Below are 18,116 nucleotides of genomic sequence, written 5' to 3' on the forward strand. Positions count from 1 at the left end.
CGAGGTTTACTTTTTCCTTATTCTAAAACCGAATAATCCCCAATACTTATTTCAGAAAAATCACCATCAAATTTGGCGAAGTTCCCAATCATGGCATTATCCAGCTTTGCGTTCTTTACTTCAGCAAAAGTCTGTATCAAACTGTTTTTGATTGTGGAATCAGTAATTTTTGTACCGTTTCCAATAGAAACATTAGGACCTATTTTTGCATTGGTCAATTCTACATTTTCACCAATATAACAAGGTTCTGTAATTTCAGAATCTTTTATTTTCACCGAATCGGATATCAGCTTTTCGCCGTCCTGATGCAAAAAGTTAAGCATTCTGCCGTTAGTTTCCACGGTAACGTTTTTATTTCCGCAGTCCATCCATTCGTCAACTTTCCCAGGTACAAATCTGAGTCCGTTTTGCTTCATGGCTTCAATACCATCATTAATTTGGTACTCTCCGCCCCTGATGATGTTTTTATCAAGTACTCCCTGCAACTCTTTCTTTAGTAAAGCGACATCTTTAAAATAGTAGATGCCGATAATTGCCAAATCTGAGACATAATCTTCCGGCTTTTCCACAAGATCTGTAATCTCCCGTTGGTCATTAAGCTGAACTACCCCATAAGCACTTGGATTATCCACCTGTTTCACCCAAATCACACTGTCGGCATCTTTGTCTAACGTAAAATCGGCCTTAAAAAGTGTATCGGCATAGGCAATAACTGCCGGGCCGCTAAGAGATTCCTTCGCACACATAATTGCATGGCCGGTTCCCAAAGGTTTGTCCTGATAATAAATACTACATGCTGCACCTAGAATTTCAGCAATTTTCTTAAGATCGGTCTCTACTTTTTCACCAAAATCTTCCCCAATTATAAAGGCCACTTCGTCTATTTTCTCATCCAAAACCTTTGCAATATCTTCCACCAATCGATGTACTATAGGTTTCCCTGCAATAGGAATTAATGGCTTTGGAACAGTTAAAGTATGAGGACGTAATCTTGATCCACGTCCTGCCATTGGTACTATAATCTTCATTTTTCTTATTTTAAAATTGTATAACTCTTGTGCTTAAATAACCTCGTTCTTTAAGATCTTTATGTATTTCTATAATGTCATCAGGAATTTCTCCCTGGATAAGCCAATTTACATCTAAACCATGTTGAATGGCAAATTTCATTAAATGAGAATTTTCTCCAATCAATAACCCCAGGTCACGAAGATTTTCTTCAAATTCAAGCAGATAATCCTCGTGCATCTTATTGATCAAAATTAGAATTTTAAATACTCTTGCAATTATTGCAATACAAAGTTTTCTAACTTTAGCAGGCCTTCCCAGTATAATATTGTTGTTGTTATATTTTAAAACTTCTAAAAGCAGAAGTAAATTTAAACTTGCTTCACCAATTTTATCCTTTGTTATTTGAACATGTTCACTAATTTCACCACTTAATGACCTTATTTCCATATTTAGGTAACCTACAGAATAAAACCGCTCGCCCATATTTTTTGCCTCGGCTATAATTCGCTTCTTCATTTTATCGCGCCTTTCTTCTACGGTAATCGTACTTACCAGTTCGAAATGTAAACGATTGGCCAGATTCAGGTCTTTTTTTAGTAATCGTAAAATTAATTTGTCCTTTTCCTTATCGGGCAAATGGCTTATAGCTTCTTTAAATTCGTTGTCGAACTTCATTCAATGGTAATATTTATTAGTCTCTTAATTATTCCCCGTACTTCCAAAACCTCCCACACCACGGGAAGTTTCTCCCAGGATATCCACTTCTTCCCAGGAGATGTGTTCATGTTTTGAAATCACCATTTGTGCAATTCTCTCCCCATTTTCTACAGTAAAATCTTCATTGGAAAGATTTACAAGAATCACACCTATCTCTCCGCGATAATCGGCGTCTATAGTGCCGGGAGCATTGAGAACGGTTATTCCCTTCTTTGCAGCAAGACCACTTCTTGGCCGCACCTGGGCTTCATAACCTTCCGGAAGTTCTATAAAAAGTCCGGTTTTAATTATAGCCCTTTCCAAAGGTTTTAAAAGAACTTTTTCTGAAATACTGGCCCGCAGATCCATTCCTGCCGAAGCTTCGGTTTCATAATTTGGTAAATTATGTGCGGACTTATTTATTATTTTAATTTTCATTGATTCAATATTCGTTTTAGATCTTTCCGTTCATTGAAAAAAGTTATGAGCAGGAACAAAATTACAAAAGACGATCCTGCCAGATAATTTTCCCTGAAGAATTTAAAGGAAATTACACAAAGCCCTACAGAAATAAGTAAATACATCCCTATCTTTTTTAAATTATAGGGAACAGGATAATACCTGCGGCCCAGAAAAAAGGAAATGAGCATCATACTCCCATATGCCGCCAACGTTGCCCATGCTGCAGCCATAAAACCTATAACCGGGATTAAAAGCACATTAAAAAGAACAGTAACTACAGCACCAAAAAGTGATATGTACATGCCCATTCTTGTTTTATCTGTTAATTTATACCATACCGCCAGATTATGGTAAATCCCCATAAACAAATTGGCAAGGAGGATAACGGGAACAATGGCGATCGTGAACCAATATTCCTCATCCCTTATAACAAGCTGTTTAAAGAAGTCTATATATACCACCAGCACCACCAGGATCATGCTACCGGCAATGACAAAATATTCCAGGATGGTGGCGTAGGTTTCTTTTGCATTGTCCTGCTTTGAGTGATTGAAGAAAAAAGGTTCTGCCCCCATTCTAAAAGCCTGAATAAAGATCATCATAAAAACAGCCAATTTATAGCAGCCTGCATAGGCTCCCATAACTTCGTCTGAGATCATTTCCTTTAGCAACAGCTTGTCCAGGTTTTCATTAATTACAAAAGCCAGACCTGCGACCATAACCGGCCAGCCATATTTCCACATTTGTTTTAAAATGGTCATGCTGAAGTCCACTCTGGTTCTAAAGAAGTAGGGAAGTAAAATTAAAAATGTTACTGCACTGGCAGCGAGATTTGCTATGAATATATATCCTACTTTATCTACCTCAGAATAATTCGACAACACGATATCTGGCGAATATTTCGGAAATTCTGATACAAACCAGAAAAAATAGAAATTCAGAAGAACCACCACCAAAATATTCAGCACTTTTACCAAGGCAAATTTTAGAGGACGATTGGTAGCACGCAAATAAGCAAAAGGAATTACAACTAAAGTATCCAGTGCCAATATTCCCAGCAGATAATTGAAATATACCGGCTGTAAATCCACCAATGTAGTAATCCAACCCCTAAAAATAAAGACCAGAACAAAGAAAATGACCGTGGTACAACTTAGCGTAATAAACGAAGTCGAAAAGACTTTCCCTTTTTCTTCGGAATGGCTAAAAAACCGGAAAAAGGCGGTTTCCATACCATAGGTAAGAATCACATTAAAAAATGTGGCCCAAACATAGAATGTGGTATTAACAGAATATCCTGCCGGTCCCAGATATTCTGTATGCAGCGGGACAAGAATAAAATTCATGAGCCGTGGTAAAACCGTAGCAAAACCGTAAATTATAGTGTCCTGAAAAAAGCGTTTTAACGTACTCAAGCGGTGGGTTAGTTTTTACAAATATCTTAATAAATAAGAAACTAAGCGCCTAATTCCGGTCGGTTATGTCTGATACTTTATAATATTTTCTTTGATTATCCTGACTAAACACCAGGATCGCTTCATTACTTTCAATATCAAACGGACTTTCTTGCGGTTTCTGAGGAGCTTTGTTACCGTATTCCTCTCTTGGATCTGCGCTCATCACCGTTTCTGAATCCTTAATATTGAATTCTGCAACATACTCATTTGGAAGTTCCTCATTTTGTACAAGTGCAGATTTCATTCCGCGGAAATAAACGCTGTCCAGAGAAATACGGCTATCCTGAATTACAGTAACAGGAATGTGCAAATTGAGTTTGGAATTTTCCATAGTGGTATAAGCATCCTGAAATTTTGTCGGTGCATGCTCCTGCAAACCTTTATTGCCGCCACAATTTGTAAAAAAACTAAAAATTAAAATACTGCTGAAAATAAAGTATATATGTTTCATAATAGATGTTCATTAAAGATAACCAAACAAAATAGATGCCAAAGAAAAACCCGAAGCGATCTGCTCCGGGTTTATATAAACTGTTTTGCTCTTCTTTAGTTGTTAATTGGGACTAAGATCGCTAATTGCTCAGAGCCTCCGGTCCTGTAAGTATTTGCTCCTTTCAGTCGCTAACTTAGAGCCTCCGCTCCTGTAAGCATTTGCTCCTTTCAGTCGCTAATTGCTTAGAGCCTCCGCTCCTGTAAGTATTTGCTCCTTTCAGTCGCTAATTGCTTAGAGCCTCCGCTCCTGTAAGCATTTGCTCCTTTCAGTCGCTAATTGCTTAGAGCCTCCGCTCCTGTAAGCATTTGCTCCTTTCAGTCGCTAATTGCTTAGAGCCTCCGCTCCACCGACAATTTCTAAAATCTCGTTGGTAATGGAAGCCTGACGTGCTTTGTTGTAAGATAATTTTAGGTCATCCCTAAGCTCTGTCGCATTTTCAGTTGCTTTGTGCATTGCCGTCATACGTGCCCCATGTTCTGAAGCAAAAGAATCACGCAGCGCTTTGTACAGCTGCATTTTAAGAGATTTAGGAATGAGTTCTTTTACAATTTCTATCTTCGAAGGTTCAAAAATATAATCCAGTTGCTTGTTTTCTTCGGTATCAAATTTCTCAATAGGAAGAAACTGCTCTTCTGTTACTATTTGCGTAGCGGCATTCTTGAATTGGTTATAAACGATCTTAATTTTATCGTATCGCTCATCCAGGAATAACTGCATTAATTCTTCAGCAATTTCAGCAACATTATCGAAGGTCAGCTCATCATAAATTTCATTATTGTTCTTGTAAACATTAAAATTTCTGGATAAAATATCATTTGCCTTTTTTCCGATAGTATATATTTCTACGTTTTTCCCAGGATAGTCACTCTTGGCTTTATTCCTTACCGCCTTTATGATGTTTGTATTAAAAGCACCTGCCAAACCTCTGTTTGAAGAAATAGCAACAATCAAAATGTTTTCCACTTCCCGTTCTTCTGCAAATTTGCTACTAGCATCATCATCCAGGGTCGCACTTAAATCCTGCAATAGTTGGGTTAACTTTTCAGAATAAGGACGCATAGCGGTTATCGCGTCCTGCGCCTTACTCAACTTTGCAGCAGAAACCATTTTCATGGCACTGGTAATCTGCATCGTTGATGATACCGAAGTTATCCTGTTACGTAAATCTTTTAAGTTTGCCATAATCCCCACTTAATCTCCCCAAAGGGGAGAAAATTAATAAGTTCATAAATAACCCCTCCCCCTCGGGGAGGATGGGAGGGGAATTTACTTAGTCTTTATTTTTGTATTTCGCAGAAAGCTCTTTAGCTACAGAAGTTAATGTATCTGTTACCTCATCTGTTAATTTACCAGACTTTAAAGTATCTAAAGTATCTCTGTGCTTGGCGTCCAGATATTCAAGATAATCCTTTTCAAACTCTCTGATCTTATCTACAGGAACATCTCTTAAAAGGTTTTTAGAACCTGCAAAAATGATCGCTATCTGATTTTCTACAGGATAAGGATCGTTCTGTCCTTGTTTAAGGATCTCCACGTTTCTCTTACCTTTTTCAATCACACTTAGTGTAGCAGGGTCAAGATCTGAACCAAATTTAGCAAAAGCTTCCAGTTCACGGAACTGCGCCTGGTCAAGTTTTAAAGTACCTGCAACTTTCTTCATGGACTTGATCTGCGCGTTACCACCAACACGTGATACCGAAATACCTACGTTAATTGCGGGACGAACACCAGAGTTAAATAAATCTGATGTCAGGAAGATCTGTCCATCAGTAATCGAAATTACGTTAGTTGGAATATATGCTGAAACGTCTCCTGCCTGTGTTTCAATTAGCGGAAGAGCTGTTAAAGATCCACCACCTTTTACTTTATCTTTTAAAACATCCGGAAGGTCATTCATTTCCCCGGCAATTTTATCATTACCTATAATTTTCGCAGCACGTTCAAGTAATCTCGAGTGAAGGAAGAAAACATCCCCTGGGTATGCTTCACGTCCCGGTGGACGACGAAGTAAAAGGGAAACTTCACGGTAAGCAACTGCCTGCTTAGATAAATCATCAAACACGATTAATGCAGGACGACCTGTATCTCTAAAGAATTCACCTATTGCAGCACCGGCAAACGGAGCATAAACCTGCATTGGAGCAGGATCTGATGCATTTGCAGCGACAATAGTAGTATAAGCTAAAGCACCTTTATCTTCCAAAACTTTTGCAATACCTGCAACTGTAGAAGCTTTTTGCCCAATAGCAACATATATACAATATACCGGCTCACCGGCATCGTAAAATTCCTTCTGATTTAATATAGTATCAATACACACGGTGGTTTTACCGGTCTGGCGGTCACCAATTACAAGCTCACGCTGACCTCTACCTACGGGAACCATCGCATCGATCGATTTAATACCTGTTTGCAAAGGCTCGGTAACCGGCTCGCGATAAATTACACCGGGAGCTTTTCTCTCTAATGGCATTTCGTAAGTTTCACCTTCTATAGCTCCTTTACCGTCTATAGGATTTCCTAAAGTATCCACAACACGGCCCACAATACCTTCACCAACTTTTATAGATGCAATACGTTGTGTTCTCTTAACTACAGATCCTTCTCTTACCTGCCTGTATGGCCCGAGGAGTACAACCCCAACATTATCTTCTTCTAAGTTTAGAACAATCCCTTCAAGTCCACCTTCAAACTGAACCAATTCACCGTATTGTACATTAGCGAGCCCATAAACATTGGCGATACCATCACCAACGGTGAGGACAGTTCCAACTTCGTCTAAAGAGGCTTCTGCTTCAAAACCTGATAATTGTCTTTTTAATATTGCTGATACTTCAGCAGGATTTACTTCTGCCATAATTATTTATTATATAATAAGACGCCTAATTGCGTTAATTTCTAAATTTTTGAAACGTATGTATTGTCTTTAAATTCTCTTTTCAGGTTATTAAGGTTTCGGGCAATACTTGCATCATATTGTAAATCCCCAACTCTTAATATAAATCCACCAATCACACTCTCGTCAATAACATTTTTAAGAAGCGCACCGGCACCTGTTAATTCCTTTATCTTATTCTGAATTTTAGCTTCCAGATTAGTATTTATAGGAACCGCAGTAGTAACAATTGCCTCCTGCATACCACTCGTGCCATGGTAAATTTTAAGATATTGCTTTGCTACAGCATCAAGGTTACTAATCCTCCCGTTTTCGATTAAAATATCAAAAGCTCCCAGAGTGACTCCATTGGCATCTTTAAAAATTTCTTTTAAAGCACTTTTTTTAATACCATCTCTTACGACCGGACTGCTTAGCAGATTTCTTAAATCGTTACTTCCGGCAATGGTTTTTATTATAGAATCCATATCCTGCTTAACCTCTTTGGTGACATTCTTTTCACCTGCCAAAGAAATTATTGCCTTTGCATAACGCTGTGCTGCCCTTGTTCCCTTCATATCAAAATTAGTTTAAAGTAACATCACCCAGCATATCATCAATCATCTGGTGCTGTTTTTCTTTACTTGACAATTCTTTACGAACTACTTTTTCGGCAATTTCTATAGAAAGACTGGCAACCTGATTTTTTATATCAGCCATTGCTGCACGTTTTTCCATTTCTATACTTGTTTTAGCCTGGGCTACAATAGTATCAGCTTTTTCCTGAGCTTCTTCAGCAGCATCTGCCACTATCTTTTCTTTTAGCTCCCTCGCTTCCCTCAGAACAGCATCTCTCTCTGCCCGGGCTTCCTGCATGAGTCTTTCATTATCGGCCTTAAGATTCTGCATTTCCTTTCTTGCATTCTCTGCAGAGGCCAGCGAGTCATTAATAGTTTCTTCTCTTTGTCTAAGACCATTTAAAACGGGTTTCCAGGCGAACCTGGCCATTAAAAATATCAATATCAAAAAAACAATGGTTTGCCAGAAAAACAAGCCATATTCAGGAGTAATTAAATCCATAGTTTATTTAGAAAATAGTTAAAACATCATTTTAAATAAAGTCTCTTCGCAACCAACCGTTACGAAGAGACTTTAATAATTTAATTATCTTAATACACCTAGTAAAGCGGCAACCACTCCAAAAAGAGCAACACCTTCTACAAGTGCAGCAGCGATAATCATAGCTGTCTGGATTTTACCAGAAGCTTCCGGCTGACGGGCGATAGCGTCCATGGCAGAGCCACCGATTCTACCAACTCCAATAGCTGCTCCCACAACTGCCAAACCAGCACCTAAAGCTGCAAGACCTACATACAATAATTCCATAGTTGAAAAATTTAAAAATTAAAAATTAATGATGTTCATGTTCCTCAACCGCCATCCCGATAAACAAGGCCGACAGAATCGTAAAAATAAACGCTTGAAGGAATGCTACCAGCAATTCCAGTACTGTTATAAATAATGCAAAAGGAACAGATATTCCTGCAACCCCTGCGTTTTCTAATAAAAATATCAACCCGATTAAACTCAGGATAATAATGTGTCCTGCGGTAATGTTCGCAAATAAACGAATCATAAGTGCAAGTGGCTTAATGATAACTCCCATTACTTCGACAACCGCCAAAATGGGCTTTACAAAAGTAGGGATACCCGGCATCCAAAATATGTGCTTCCAGTAATCTTTACTCCCGTTCATAATTATTAAGGCCAGGGTGAACAGACCCAAAGAAACCGTTACTGCAATATTTCCTGTGACGTTTGCCGCTCCGGGCAATAAGCCTAACAAGTTGGTAATCCAGATAAAGAAAAATACCGTCAATAAAAAGGGCATAAACTTCATATATTTTTTCTCCCCTATTTGCGGCCTTGCTATCTCATCCCTTACAAAAATAACAAGTGCTTCAAGCGCATTGTTCAATCCTTTTGGAGCATGTTTGTTCTTTGTGTGATGGCCGGCCAGGCTACGGAACAAGATAAGCATTAAAACAACGGTAATTAACATTGCCGCCACATTCTTAGTTATGGAAAAATCCCAGGGTTTACTGGCATTAACAGGGTGATGTTCCTCATCTAATTCAATGGTTTGATCTCCATCTTCGAGACGATATATTTTTTCATGATAATTCACAAAGCGCATTCCGTCTTCTTCAACAACATACAGCCCTTCAGTATCATGATGAAATTCACTGGACATAAAAGTTACAAGCCCATTATCAGTATAGAGGATAACAGGAAGCGGAATAGTGAAGGCATCCTCTCCCTCTCCAAAAAAGTGCCACCCATGGGAATCCCCTATGTGGTGCATAATCATGTCCGTTGGATTAAAAGTTTCTTCTGCTCCTTCGGCAGTTTCGTGCTCCTGCGCAAAAGAAATTAAAGGAAGTACGGCAAAAGCTAGTGTAAAGTACACTTTAATCATAAAAGATTTGTGTGCTGTCATGTTACCTGTTCTACTTAAAAAAATATGGGCTCTAAATTTCCGTGCAAAGGTATACTTTTAATTTTTATCTGAAAGTCCGCTATATAATTTTTTAACCCAAATCAACCTTTTAGTGATTTTATTGATTGTCAGTTAATTATTTAGAATTAATAAGCTTTACTACATAGATCGTTTCGAAAATCAAAAAGAAAAAATAAGAAATAAAAAAAGAAATTAAACTGCCAAAAATAGCTTCAACCTCAGCGAGCATCATTGGCAATAGAAAAATAATGGCTGCCAGCATTTTAAAAAGGCTTAAGCTCATAAAAGCAAAACCAGTTTTATCTTCAAAATTTGCATTAACAAAAACCAGCGCAAGATATATAAGAAAAGTAACCAGGATATGAAAAGTATAAATGGAAAATATACTGTAGTATAATTCTACCTCAACAATATATTGAATGATTAGAAATTGGATAAACCCCAGAATAAGGGCAAAAGGAAGTAAAACCTTTAAAAATGCAACTATTTTTCCTTTCATTAATTTTCATCTTTATTCATGTCACTAATCCCGCGATAAACCTGGTATAAAGCAATAAAAACTCCCAGCAGCGAAACACCTATCGTAAAAGCTGAATATTTATTCGGAAATTTTTCATCCAGCCAGATGCCAAGAAAAACCCCTGCAGCGATAATAATTCCCATCTGGAAAGCAATATTAATAAGATGCAGGTATTTTCGCTGATCGTCTTTCATTTATTCAAATTGATTTAGGTAATCTTCTAAATTCTTTTTTATCTGAACAACCCTATAATTCCCCTCAGAAATCAGGATAAATTCCCGCTCCACTTTATAATTTTTGTTTATCTGAAGCAGTTCTGCAAAACCCAAAGAAGCATTTCTGCTCTTAAGGCCGTGTACCGTCACAAAGCTAAGATCAGGATCATAAACATCTGTAGAAGTTGAAAGATCGTAGTCCAAATCTGTCAGCGCCTGGTCTATTTTCTCCTTCAGTTTATCCATTTCTGCTTCTTCACTGGCATCAAAAGCATATAAAAGTTTAAAGCTATTTTGCGCATTTCCTTCAGTAAACTGAAGATTCTCGAGCTGCGGAATAGCCCGGTTATAAATATCCTGTGCTTTTTTTCCTTCTTCGGTTTGTGGATATGTCAACGCAAGCTGATTAAGAGCTTTTTTATAATCTGCCAAACCATATAATCTCCCAATAGCCATAGCCTTTAATAATTCCAGCTTTGGAACAATTTCATCCCCGGTATATTGAGTTGCTAAAGCAGTCGTTTCTGCAATAACTTCAGCATATTGCTCCTCTTCAAATCTTATATAAACCTCATCATAAACAGCATCGGGAGAATTGCCATTTCCGGCAAGACTCTGCGGATTTTCAATATAAGCAGCATAGCGGGAGTCAGGATAATTCTGAAGAATGTCCTGCTTAATCATTTCCATCTCCTGGAACCTTCCAGAAGCCTGGTAAGCCTTATACAAATTATATTTTGCCGGAAGTACCAGCCGTTCTTCTGGTGTGTTTTCCAGAAGCTGCTCCAGCCTTGCCGAAGCCAGATCGTACTCTCCATATTTCTCAATGTAGATAATTCCCAGCTGATAATAAGCAAAATCCCTGTCCCTCGTCAGGCTATCCAATGTATACTGGTCACTGGGAATTTGGCTTACATAAGACATGGTGTCAAAACGTGGATCTGTTGCTATATCTATCTCCAGAAATTCATTTTGGACCTGCGCTGTACCCGAAGTAATATTATTATCTCCCCACCGCCAGTTATCTGAAAGTTCCCTTCTTCCCCAATTTCTTAAAAAATCACGCGCACCGTTAACCACCCGGGATTCGTTGTAAAAATAAAAATTACTTACAGGTGCTCCTGCATTTGCTGCCATTGGGACCAGAGGTCCAAAATTATTTTGAGATAGAGCCACGTCGTTTCTTCCGGCGAGCACTTCCTCTGTATAAGCGGCTTTTAAATCGTTAGTATAGGTTGTAAAGTAGGCGATTTGCTCTTCTTCAGAAAGAGCGGATATCCTTAAAATACTGTCATTTTCTTCCGCAATTTTTTCATACTGAATGATGTCCTCCAGGTTGTCCCTTTTTTTCTTGATCGTCCTGAATTCCCTGAGTTGGGGAGACATTGTAGCGAGTGTACTGTCAAAATATAAACTGGCCTCCCGATAATCACTATTATCAAACTTGATATTTGCCAAAATTTCGTAGTTGATAGACTTTAGGTAAATATCACTACGAGGGGAACTCAAAGATTTGTTGTAATATTCTACAGCAAGATCTGTAGAATCCAGCCGACTGTAATATTCCCCAATCTGAAAATAAATTTTGTCCAGGAAAGGCCGATTTTCCCGATCTTCCTCAAGTTCTGTCAGCAATTCCCGAAGCTCTTCAATATTCCCTGAATCATAGTCGAAGTTGCGCGCTTTCTGCACATGTGCGTTTATCATGTAAATCCTTGGGGAACTCCTGTTAAGAGCAATGACTTCATCAAAAGCAACATTAGCCTGGTCTGGTTGATTCAGAAAATTGTGCAGCTGTCCTAAAATAAAATAATACCTCCCTTTTTCTTCATTTTTCTTAGTGAACTCTGCAGCGGTCTGTAACGGGGCAATCGCACTATCCTGATGCTCCAGGTTAATATAGGCCTGGGCAAGCGTGGCGTTGGCATCTGCCAAATCCTGCTCTTCCATGTTGTAATTCTCGATGATCCGCTTTAAGTTTTTTATCGCCAACCTTTCATTTTCCAGGCGCATGTTGGTCTTTTCCCGCCAAATTTGCGCATAATTAATATTGTCGCTCGCGGGATATTTGTGAAGTATATAATTAAAGGCTTCCAGCGCAGGAACAAACCGCTGATCAAAATACCGGGCTTTACCAAGCAACAGATAAGCTTCATCTATCTGTGGATTACGCTCCTTACTTTCAATTAACATCGAGTGACGCTGTATAGCCTTTACCGCCTTCTCCTCTGCCCTGCCAAAGTTCTGATTTCTTATACTGTCCGGAAGTGTTATATTTTGATCAATCTGCATTCTTTCAACAGGCAAAATGTCCCAATAATTATCCGCGTAATTCTGGTTTAATTCCTCCCGCCCCTGTTGCAGCGCAAGGCTTCCGTTGTAAAGTGTATTATATTCTGTAGTTACTGCGTGCCAGTTGCGGCTAAGGAAAGTATCCCTTTTTCGGGAACAGCTAAAGGCGATGCTCACGACAATTATAAGAAAAAGAATTCGGATAAATTTGTTCAAATCAGCGCTTTCTTAGTACCATGAATAACTCAAATACAGGTACTTTAGTGTGCAAAAATACGCTTCTTTTTACAAACACAAAGTGCAGCTACTTAGATTCCCTCCTTTGGCTCCTCCATTTCAATCTGGTCTCCTGCAAAATAAGCTTCCAATTCTTTTAGTGTTGCTTCTGAAGTTTTTATATCTTTTACAATAACTCCCCTGTCCAGTACCACAATCCGTTCACAAACTTCAGTAACATGAATAAGATCATGACTGGAAATAAGAACAGTTGTTCCTGAAACTTCAGATAAATCCTTTAGAATTTTCTTTAAACGGAATTGCGTTGTGGGATCCAGATTTGCAAAAGGTTCATCCAGAATTACTACTTCAGGATTACCAATAAGCGCGGCAATTATCCCAACCTTCTTCTGATTTCCCTTGGAAAGGTCCCGAAGATATTTTCTTCTTCCGACGATTTCTCCGTTGAAGAAATCTTCAAATTGTGATACAAAAGCATCAATATCTGCACGATTTCGATTCCTTAGTTCCCCAACAAAATAAAAATATTCTTCCGGAGTAAGGTAACCAATCAGGAAACTTTCATCTATAAAAGAAGAGGTAAAAGGTTTCCATGCTTCACTCTGGCTTACCGTAATATCGTTATTAAAAATGTTTCCAGAACTCGGCTGAATCAAATCCAGCAGAAGGCTGAAAAAGGTAGTTTTTCCGGCCCCGTTGTTTCCTACAAGACCAAAATTTTGTCCTGAAGGAATATCAAGATGTTCAATATCCAGAACTTTTGTTCCGCCGTAAACTTTGGAAAGATTTGTTGCTGTTATCATAACTTAATTTTATTCCCCGCTTTGTTTAAATCCCTGGATCATAGCATACTTTCTCTTCTTATAAAGACCTGCAAGAAAATCCAATAGTCTTGGCCTTAGAAATATACCAATTACCCCAAGTAAAGTCAAAATACCTACTGCTGTATTAAAATTCAAAAATTTATTGATGATCCAGAAAATAAACATAGGTATGATCATTAAAGGAAGACCTACCAACCATTGTGCGGCGCCGGTACCCTGATAGTTCATAAACGGACTTTTATCCAGCTCGATTCTTTTTTTATTAAAGGAACCGGCATAAAGTAAAAGCGGCACGTTCACTCCAATATTATAAAGCGCACATACCATATTCAGCAATAAAATATTCCATCCAAAATAAACATACGGAGTAGATAATATTGCCAGTACCACAACGCTAAAAGTAATTAAACCTGCCTTTGACGCCAGATATTGCCTCAGCGGAATATTTTGAGCCATGATCATTGGGTAATACGCAGAATCCCAACCCGGAATAAATTGCCCGAAATTCATCATAAACATGCCCGTTATTAAAATTCCTATTAAAACCAGAAATGACGACATTTCCTGATTATCATTTGTATAAAAAATCAGTCCGTAAAAAACAAAGAACAGAGACAAATAGACCGTGGTTTTTGGCCTCTTGTTACGCCAGATTAACTTTAAATCCTGCTGAAGAAAAGGGGCGATACTACCAAATTTCCTCGTCCAGATAAAATCGCTGGTATTTGCAGCCTTAGACTTTTCCTTAAGGCTTGCATCCAGATAGAATTTCTTTTCCAGGTTTAACTGGTTCCATTTATAAAGTATTATTAATAGAATAACAGGAACAAATGCCAGGTAAGGCTGTGCTACCATAAAATCTAAAGCATCGCCAAAAATTACTGTTATTTGGAAAACACCGAAGTATTCCAGTGCCGCAAGGGCAGCCACAATAATTACGAAGGGAATGAGTGCCTTCAGGTTGTCTGTAAAACGCTTCTTAATAATGAAATTTGTAAAATTTATGCACAGGCTTAGCGAGAACGCAGTCAGCATCCATGCCAGGATCTCGATAGTAGCGTAATCACTTTCAACTATACAGAAGATACCAAACGGAATAATAACAAATAAGGGAAGTATGTTGTAAAAAGAATAAAGGGATTTCGCGAGAACAAAATTTACGACCTTGCGTTTTGGTATTGGCAGGTTAAGTAAAGGCTTTATATCCATTACCGGTAAAGTTTGTAAAAGAAACCTGAAAAGTAGCTCGCATACCAGCCACAGCAGTACATAACTGTTTACCACTTCTAAAGTGTCCTGATCTGGATAAAACTCCTGGAGCATTGGATACAAGCCTATGCCAATCACCAGGAATGCGCCGGCAAAGTAAAGCGCCATAAAAACAAGGAAAATTTTAAGCCCTATACTTTTTCCAAAACTAGCCGACCTAAAAAAAGCCTTCCATTCCAAAGAGAAAAACAGTTTAAACATATTTTAAAGGTCTTTATATTACTAGTACAGAATTTTAGCTGTTTGTTACACTTTAAAAACAGGTATACTTTGTATTTTTGCAAATAAATTTTTTTTGATGAGTCAATTTTATCCGTTAAAAATAAAAGAAATTATTCGGGAAACGCCTCAGGCGGTAAGTATATCTTTTGAAATTCCGCAGGATTTAATAGAAGAGTTTAACTTTAAAGCAGGCCAGTATATTACGATCAAAACTACCATTGGGGAAGAAGAATTGAGAAGAGCATATTCCATTTGTTCAGCTCCGGGTAGCGAAGATTTTAAAGTTACTGTAAAAGAGGTTGAAGGAGGTAAATTTTCGGTTATTGCCAATAATCAGCTAAAAGCAGGAGATACGTTGGAAGTACATCCTCCCGAAGGGAAATTTGTACTAACTCCCGCTGAAGGTGAAATAAACAATTATGCCGCCTTTGCTGCCGGTAGTGGGATTACGCCCGTTCTTTCTATGATCAAAACCGTTCTATTTGAAGAACCAAAGAGCAGGTTTATCCTTACCTACGGTAATAAATCTCCCGGGGAAACTATATTTTTCAAGGAACTTCTGGAGCTTCAGGCTAAATATCCCGACCGGCTTTTTATCGAATTTGTTTACAGCCGGACACGTGAAGAAAATGCCCATTTTGGCCGTATAGAAAAAAGCACCGTCAATTTTGTCGTGAAGAACAGGTTTAAAGATCAGCCAATTAAAACCTTCTTCTTGTGCGGACCAGAAGAAATGATCAACCAGGTAAGCGAAATTCTGCTTGAAAACGGCGTTTCTAAAGAAAAAATCCTGTTTGAATTGTTCTCCAGTAAAGATACCGGAGAAGTAAAAGCAGATGTTGAAGGCCAGACCGAACTAACGATCCTTGTAGACGACGAAGAAACAACCCTTACCATGGATATGAAGGGAACCGTGCTGGATGCAGCGCTGGAAAATGATCTTGATGTCCCCTACTCCTGCCAGGGCGGAATTTGCAGCAGCTGTATTGCCAGGATTACTGAAGGAAAAGCAGAAATGAGAAAAAACCAGATCCTCACTGATGATGAATTGGAAGAAGGACTAATTTTAACCTGCCAGGCGCAGCCTACCACGCCTACTTTAAAGGTGGATTATGACGATGTCTAAAGCTGAAATTTACTGTAGGCCGAAAATTGCCAATTTTCGGCCTGCACTTTGAGTGCACATAAAAACTTCAGAATTACTTCAGAATAGTAAGTGCTTTTTCCACAATAGCTTGCGGCGGAATGCTTCGCATTGCGTTTTCATAGCCTTCAGGCACCTTTTTTCCGTAAATAGAAGTGGGAATTAAGGGAAATTTGTCCAAATCGGGTAAGATTGAATGATCAGGAGGCTGATTAAAAGGTACAAAGCCCGCATAAGGATGCGTTAACCCCCAAATTGTAATTACCGGCACATTATACATTGCCGCTAAATGCCCATTGCCGCTATCCATAGAAACCATGGCATCTAAATTGGCAATTAAAGCCAGTTCCTCTTCAAAAGAGAAATTTCCTGCTATACATGTTACTTCTGAAAATTGCTCTTCCCACTCTTTAAGCTTCGGAAGTTCTTCCTTACCACCACCAAACAGGAAAATCTTCACATTTTCGTCCTGCTGAAGTTCGTTCAGCACTTTTTCCATTAGATCTGAAGGATAGGATTTGGAAGCATGTTGTGCAAAAGGTGCAATTCCCAGCCATTTTTTATTGTGATCGCCGGTAATTGCTTTAATTCCTTCAGAAAGAGGAAATTTTGTATTGAACTTGTAGTCCTTCAGTGAAATTGGATAACCCAATTCTTCAAAGACATCGGCATACCGCTGATGCGTGGATTTTAGCTGTTTATAAACTTTATCTTCAGCACGGATAAGGGCTTTTTTATCACTTCGGCCTTTATCTATTTGCTTCACCTGGATTCCGAAGAGATAAAAAACAGAATTTAGCACATTACTCCGCAACACATCGTGAAGATCGGCAACCATGTCTATTTCCTCATCCCGCAGCTCTTTCGCCAGTCGCCCCAGGCCAATAACACCGCTGTGCACGCCATTTACATCTGCTTCATAAACAGAAATATTTGGAATATCCTTAAACATTGGAGCAAAAAATCCGCGGGTCAAAACTGTGATTTTTAACTGCGGATAAGTACTAATCAGGGTGCGGAGAACCGGCACTGTCATCGCCACATCACCCATGGCAGACAAGCGAATTACCAGAATATGAACCTTCTTTTCCACAGCACGACGACTGGCAGAGGAAGTATTAGAAGATTCATTTTTCATTACAAATTACTTTTTGTCACGAAGAACAGGGTTAAGTTCTTCGTCGTTGTACATCTTCATTTGCTTGTAAACCTTCATATATTTATCCCCGTTGGCGATATCTTCCAGTAACTGATTAATTGCCGTAGAAAGATCTACACGCTGTTCCAGCAAAACATCTAGTTTAGCCTTACAAGCCATCTGGTGTTCCTGCGAAGCATCGTCCCTGTTGGCCTCTTCTCCCATATGGTAGATTTTAAGCGCAAGGATAGACAGGCGATCTATTGCCCAGGCAGGACTTTCAGAATTTATCGTTGCGTCCTCCTTTGGTTTCACTTCTTTAAAATTTTCAAGGAAATAACTGTCGATATATTCGACTGTATCGGTACGATCCTGGTTGGAAGCATCAATTTTTCTTTTTAACTCCAAAGCAGCTACAGGATCTATATTTTTATCCCGAATAATATCTTCATAATGCCACTGCACTGTATCTATCCAGCATTTCCTGTAAAGAAGGTGACCAATTAAATCCTCTTTTTGGTCATAAGGATTCTCAAAATCCTGATCTACAGTATCTTTTTCGTGATACTTTTCGATAACTTCCTGAAAAACGTGATTAGCTTTATCTGAAAACATAGTATTTCTTTTTTTCCTGTGGTTTAACTTCAGCTTGATGCAAAGGTATTATAATTTACAATAGTTCTTAAAAGTCGCAAAGCTCAAATAACTTTTCTGAAGCGCATATTTACCACGGAAATAAT

Annotated in this window: 19 protein-coding genes; 1 reads left to right on the forward strand and 18 read right to left on the reverse strand. The window is 38.6% G+C overall.

Going from position 1 to position 18,116, the window contains the following annotated elements:
• Positions 1–17 precede the first annotated feature (17 nt).
• The 16 genes from RM545_RS10900 to RM545_RS10975 all read right to left on the reverse strand — a co-directional run bounded on the left by RM545_RS10900 (position 18) and on the right by RM545_RS10975 (position 15,073).
• Positions 18–1,028 carry a sugar phosphate nucleotidyltransferase gene (locus tag RM545_RS10900; RefSeq protein ID WP_311495310.1) on the reverse strand — a complete coding sequence of 337 codons (1,011 nt, stop codon included), beginning with the start codon at positions 1,026–1,028 and terminating at the stop codon, positions 18–20.
• A 10-nt stretch (positions 1,029–1,038) separates the two neighbouring features.
• Positions 1,039–1,686, reverse strand: a complete 648-nt coding sequence (locus RM545_RS10905) for a hypothetical protein (protein ID WP_311495311.1) — start codon at positions 1,684–1,686, stop codon at positions 1,039–1,041.
• 24 nt (positions 1,687–1,710) lie between these two features.
• Positions 1,711–2,145 (reverse strand): dUTP diphosphatase, encoded by a 435-nt coding sequence (dut, locus tag RM545_RS10910; protein ID WP_311495312.1) that lies wholly within the window; start codon positions 2,143–2,145, stop codon positions 1,711–1,713.
• Positions 2,142–3,584 (reverse strand): oligosaccharide flippase family protein, encoded by a 1,443-nt coding sequence (locus RM545_RS10915; protein WP_311495313.1) that lies wholly within the window; start codon positions 3,582–3,584, stop codon positions 2,142–2,144. Before RM545_RS10915 ends, dut begins: the two co-directional genes overlap by 4 nt.
• 49 nt (positions 3,585–3,633) lie before the next feature.
• The gene (locus RM545_RS10920) at positions 3,634–4,077 is read right to left on the reverse strand and encodes a hypothetical protein (protein WP_311495314.1); all 444 of its coding nucleotides are present in this window, start codon (positions 4,075–4,077) and stop codon (positions 3,634–3,636) included.
• A 363-nt stretch (positions 4,078–4,440) separates the two neighbouring features.
• Positions 4,441–5,301 (reverse strand): ATP synthase F1 subunit gamma, encoded by an 861-nt coding sequence (atpG, locus tag RM545_RS10925; protein WP_311495315.1) that lies wholly within the window; start codon positions 5,299–5,301, stop codon positions 4,441–4,443.
• Between the two features lie 88 nt (positions 5,302–5,389).
• Complete coding sequence (gene atpA, locus RM545_RS10930; RefSeq protein WP_311495316.1) at positions 5,390–6,976, reverse strand: F0F1 ATP synthase subunit alpha; 1,587 nt, start codon at positions 6,974–6,976, stop codon at positions 5,390–5,392.
• Positions 6,977–7,017: 41 nt separating this feature from the next.
• On the reverse strand, positions 7,018–7,572 hold the full coding sequence (atpH, locus tag RM545_RS10935) for an ATP synthase F1 subunit delta (RefSeq protein ID WP_311495317.1): 555 nt from the start codon (positions 7,570–7,572) through the stop codon (positions 7,018–7,020).
• 7 nt (positions 7,573–7,579) lie between these two features.
• Positions 7,580–8,074, reverse strand: coding sequence for a F0F1 ATP synthase subunit B (locus RM545_RS10940; protein WP_311495318.1), 495 nt, complete (start codon positions 8,072–8,074; stop codon positions 7,580–7,582).
• Between the two features lie 84 nt (positions 8,075–8,158).
• Entirely contained in the window at positions 8,159–8,380 is a 222-nt protein-coding gene (gene atpE, locus RM545_RS10945; RefSeq protein WP_311483444.1) for an ATP synthase F0 subunit C, read from the reverse strand.
• A 25-nt stretch (positions 8,381–8,405) separates the two neighbouring features.
• Positions 8,406–9,494 (reverse strand): F0F1 ATP synthase subunit A, encoded by a 1,089-nt coding sequence (gene atpB / locus RM545_RS10950; protein ID WP_311495319.1) that lies wholly within the window; start codon positions 9,492–9,494, stop codon positions 8,406–8,408.
• 136 nt (positions 9,495–9,630) lie between these two features.
• Positions 9,631–10,014, reverse strand: coding sequence for a hypothetical protein (locus RM545_RS10955; RefSeq protein WP_311495320.1), 384 nt, complete (start codon positions 10,012–10,014; stop codon positions 9,631–9,633).
• Positions 10,014–10,229, reverse strand: a complete 216-nt coding sequence (locus RM545_RS10960) for an AtpZ/AtpI family protein (protein ID WP_311495321.1) — start codon at positions 10,227–10,229, stop codon at positions 10,014–10,016. Before RM545_RS10960 ends, RM545_RS10955 begins: the two co-directional genes overlap by 1 nt.
• Positions 10,230–12,758: a type IX secretion system periplasmic lipoprotein PorW/SprE gene (porW, locus tag RM545_RS10965; protein ID WP_311495322.1), complete on the reverse strand. Its 2,529-nt coding sequence runs from the start codon at positions 12,756–12,758 to the stop codon at positions 10,230–10,232.
• 92 nt (positions 12,759–12,850) lie between these two features.
• A complete protein-coding gene (locus tag RM545_RS10970; RefSeq protein WP_311495323.1) occupies positions 12,851–13,582 on the reverse strand; it encodes an ABC transporter ATP-binding protein in 732 nt (243 codons plus the stop codon).
• Between the two features lie 9 nt (positions 13,583–13,591).
• Positions 13,592–15,073: a DUF5687 family protein gene (locus RM545_RS10975; RefSeq protein WP_311495324.1), complete on the reverse strand. Its 1,482-nt coding sequence runs from the start codon at positions 15,071–15,073 to the stop codon at positions 13,592–13,594.
• A gap of 97 nt (positions 15,074–15,170) precedes the next feature.
• On the opposite strand from RM545_RS10975, the gene RM545_RS10980 reads away from it, so the two are divergent.
• The gene (locus RM545_RS10980) at positions 15,171–16,220 is read left to right on the forward strand and encodes a ferredoxin--NADP reductase (RefSeq protein WP_311495325.1); all 1,050 of its coding nucleotides are present in this window, start codon (positions 15,171–15,173) and stop codon (positions 16,218–16,220) included.
• Between the two features lie 73 nt (positions 16,221–16,293).
• Here RM545_RS10980 and RM545_RS10985 read toward each other — a convergent pair whose 3' ends face one another.
• Together RM545_RS10985 and RM545_RS10990 are read right to left on the reverse strand one after the other, a co-directional pair.
• Positions 16,294–17,376 (reverse strand): glycosyltransferase family 9 protein, encoded by a 1,083-nt coding sequence (locus RM545_RS10985; protein WP_311495326.1) that lies wholly within the window; start codon positions 17,374–17,376, stop codon positions 16,294–16,296.
• 6 nt (positions 17,377–17,382) lie between these two features.
• Positions 17,383–17,991: a DUF4254 domain-containing protein gene (locus RM545_RS10990; protein ID WP_311495327.1), complete on the reverse strand. Its 609-nt coding sequence runs from the start codon at positions 17,989–17,991 to the stop codon at positions 17,383–17,385.
• Positions 17,992–18,116 lie beyond the last annotated feature (125 nt).

This window comes from Autumnicola lenta (assembly GCF_031846515.1).
Taxonomy (GTDB): Bacteria; Bacteroidota; Bacteroidia; order Flavobacteriales; family Flavobacteriaceae; genus Autumnicola; species Autumnicola lenta.

Bases quoted from the DNA above. Each gene is read 5' to 3' on its own strand.
- RM545_RS10900 (WP_311495310.1), bottom strand. From the start codon at position 1,028: ATGAAGATTATAGTACCAATGGCAGGACGTGGATCAAGATTACGTCCT.
- RM545_RS10905 (WP_311495311.1), bottom strand. From the start codon at position 1,686: ATGAAGTTCGACAACGAATTTAAAGAAGCTATAAGCCATTTGCCCGAT.
- dut (WP_311495312.1), bottom strand. From the start codon at position 2,145: ATGAAAATTAAAATAATAAATAAGTCCGCACATAATTTACCAAATTAT.
- RM545_RS10920 (WP_311495314.1), bottom strand. From the start codon at position 4,077: ATGAAACATATATACTTTATTTTCAGCAGTATTTTAATTTTTAGTTTT.
- atpG (WP_311495315.1), bottom strand. From the start codon at position 5,301: ATGGCAAACTTAAAAGATTTACGTAACAGGATAACTTCGGTATCATCA.
- atpA (WP_311495316.1), bottom strand. From the start codon at position 6,976: ATGGCAGAAGTAAATCCTGCTGAAGTATCAGCAATATTAAAAAGACAA.
- atpH (WP_311495317.1), bottom strand. From the start codon at position 7,572: ATGAAGGGAACAAGGGCAGCACAGCGTTATGCAAAGGCAATAATTTCT.
- RM545_RS10940 (WP_311495318.1), bottom strand. From the start codon at position 8,074: ATGGATTTAATTACTCCTGAATATGGCTTGTTTTTCTGGCAAACCATT.
- atpE (WP_311483444.1), bottom strand. From the start codon at position 8,380: ATGGAATTATTGTATGTAGGTCTTGCAGCTTTAGGTGCTGGTTTGGCA.
- atpB (WP_311495319.1), bottom strand. From the start codon at position 9,494: ATGACAGCACACAAATCTTTTATGATTAAAGTGTACTTTACACTAGCT.
- RM545_RS10955 (WP_311495320.1), bottom strand. From the start codon at position 10,014: ATGAAAGGAAAAATAGTTGCATTTTTAAAGGTTTTACTTCCTTTTGCC.
- RM545_RS10960 (WP_311495321.1), bottom strand. From the start codon at position 10,229: ATGAAAGACGATCAGCGAAAATACCTGCATCTTATTAATATTGCTTTC.
- RM545_RS10970 (WP_311495323.1), bottom strand. From the start codon at position 13,582: ATGATAACAGCAACAAATCTTTCCAAAGTTTACGGCGGAACAAAAGTT.
- RM545_RS10975 (WP_311495324.1), bottom strand. From the start codon at position 15,073: ATGTTTAAACTGTTTTTCTCTTTGGAATGGAAGGCTTTTTTTAGGTCG.
- RM545_RS10980 (WP_311495325.1), top strand. From the start codon at position 15,171: ATGAGTCAATTTTATCCGTTAAAAATAAAAGAAATTATTCGGGAAACG.
- RM545_RS10985 (WP_311495326.1), bottom strand. From the start codon at position 17,376: ATGAAAAATGAATCTTCTAATACTTCCTCTGCCAGTCGTCGTGCTGTG.
- RM545_RS10990 (WP_311495327.1), bottom strand. From the start codon at position 17,991: ATGTTTTCAGATAAAGCTAATCACGTTTTTCAGGAAGTTATCGAAAAG.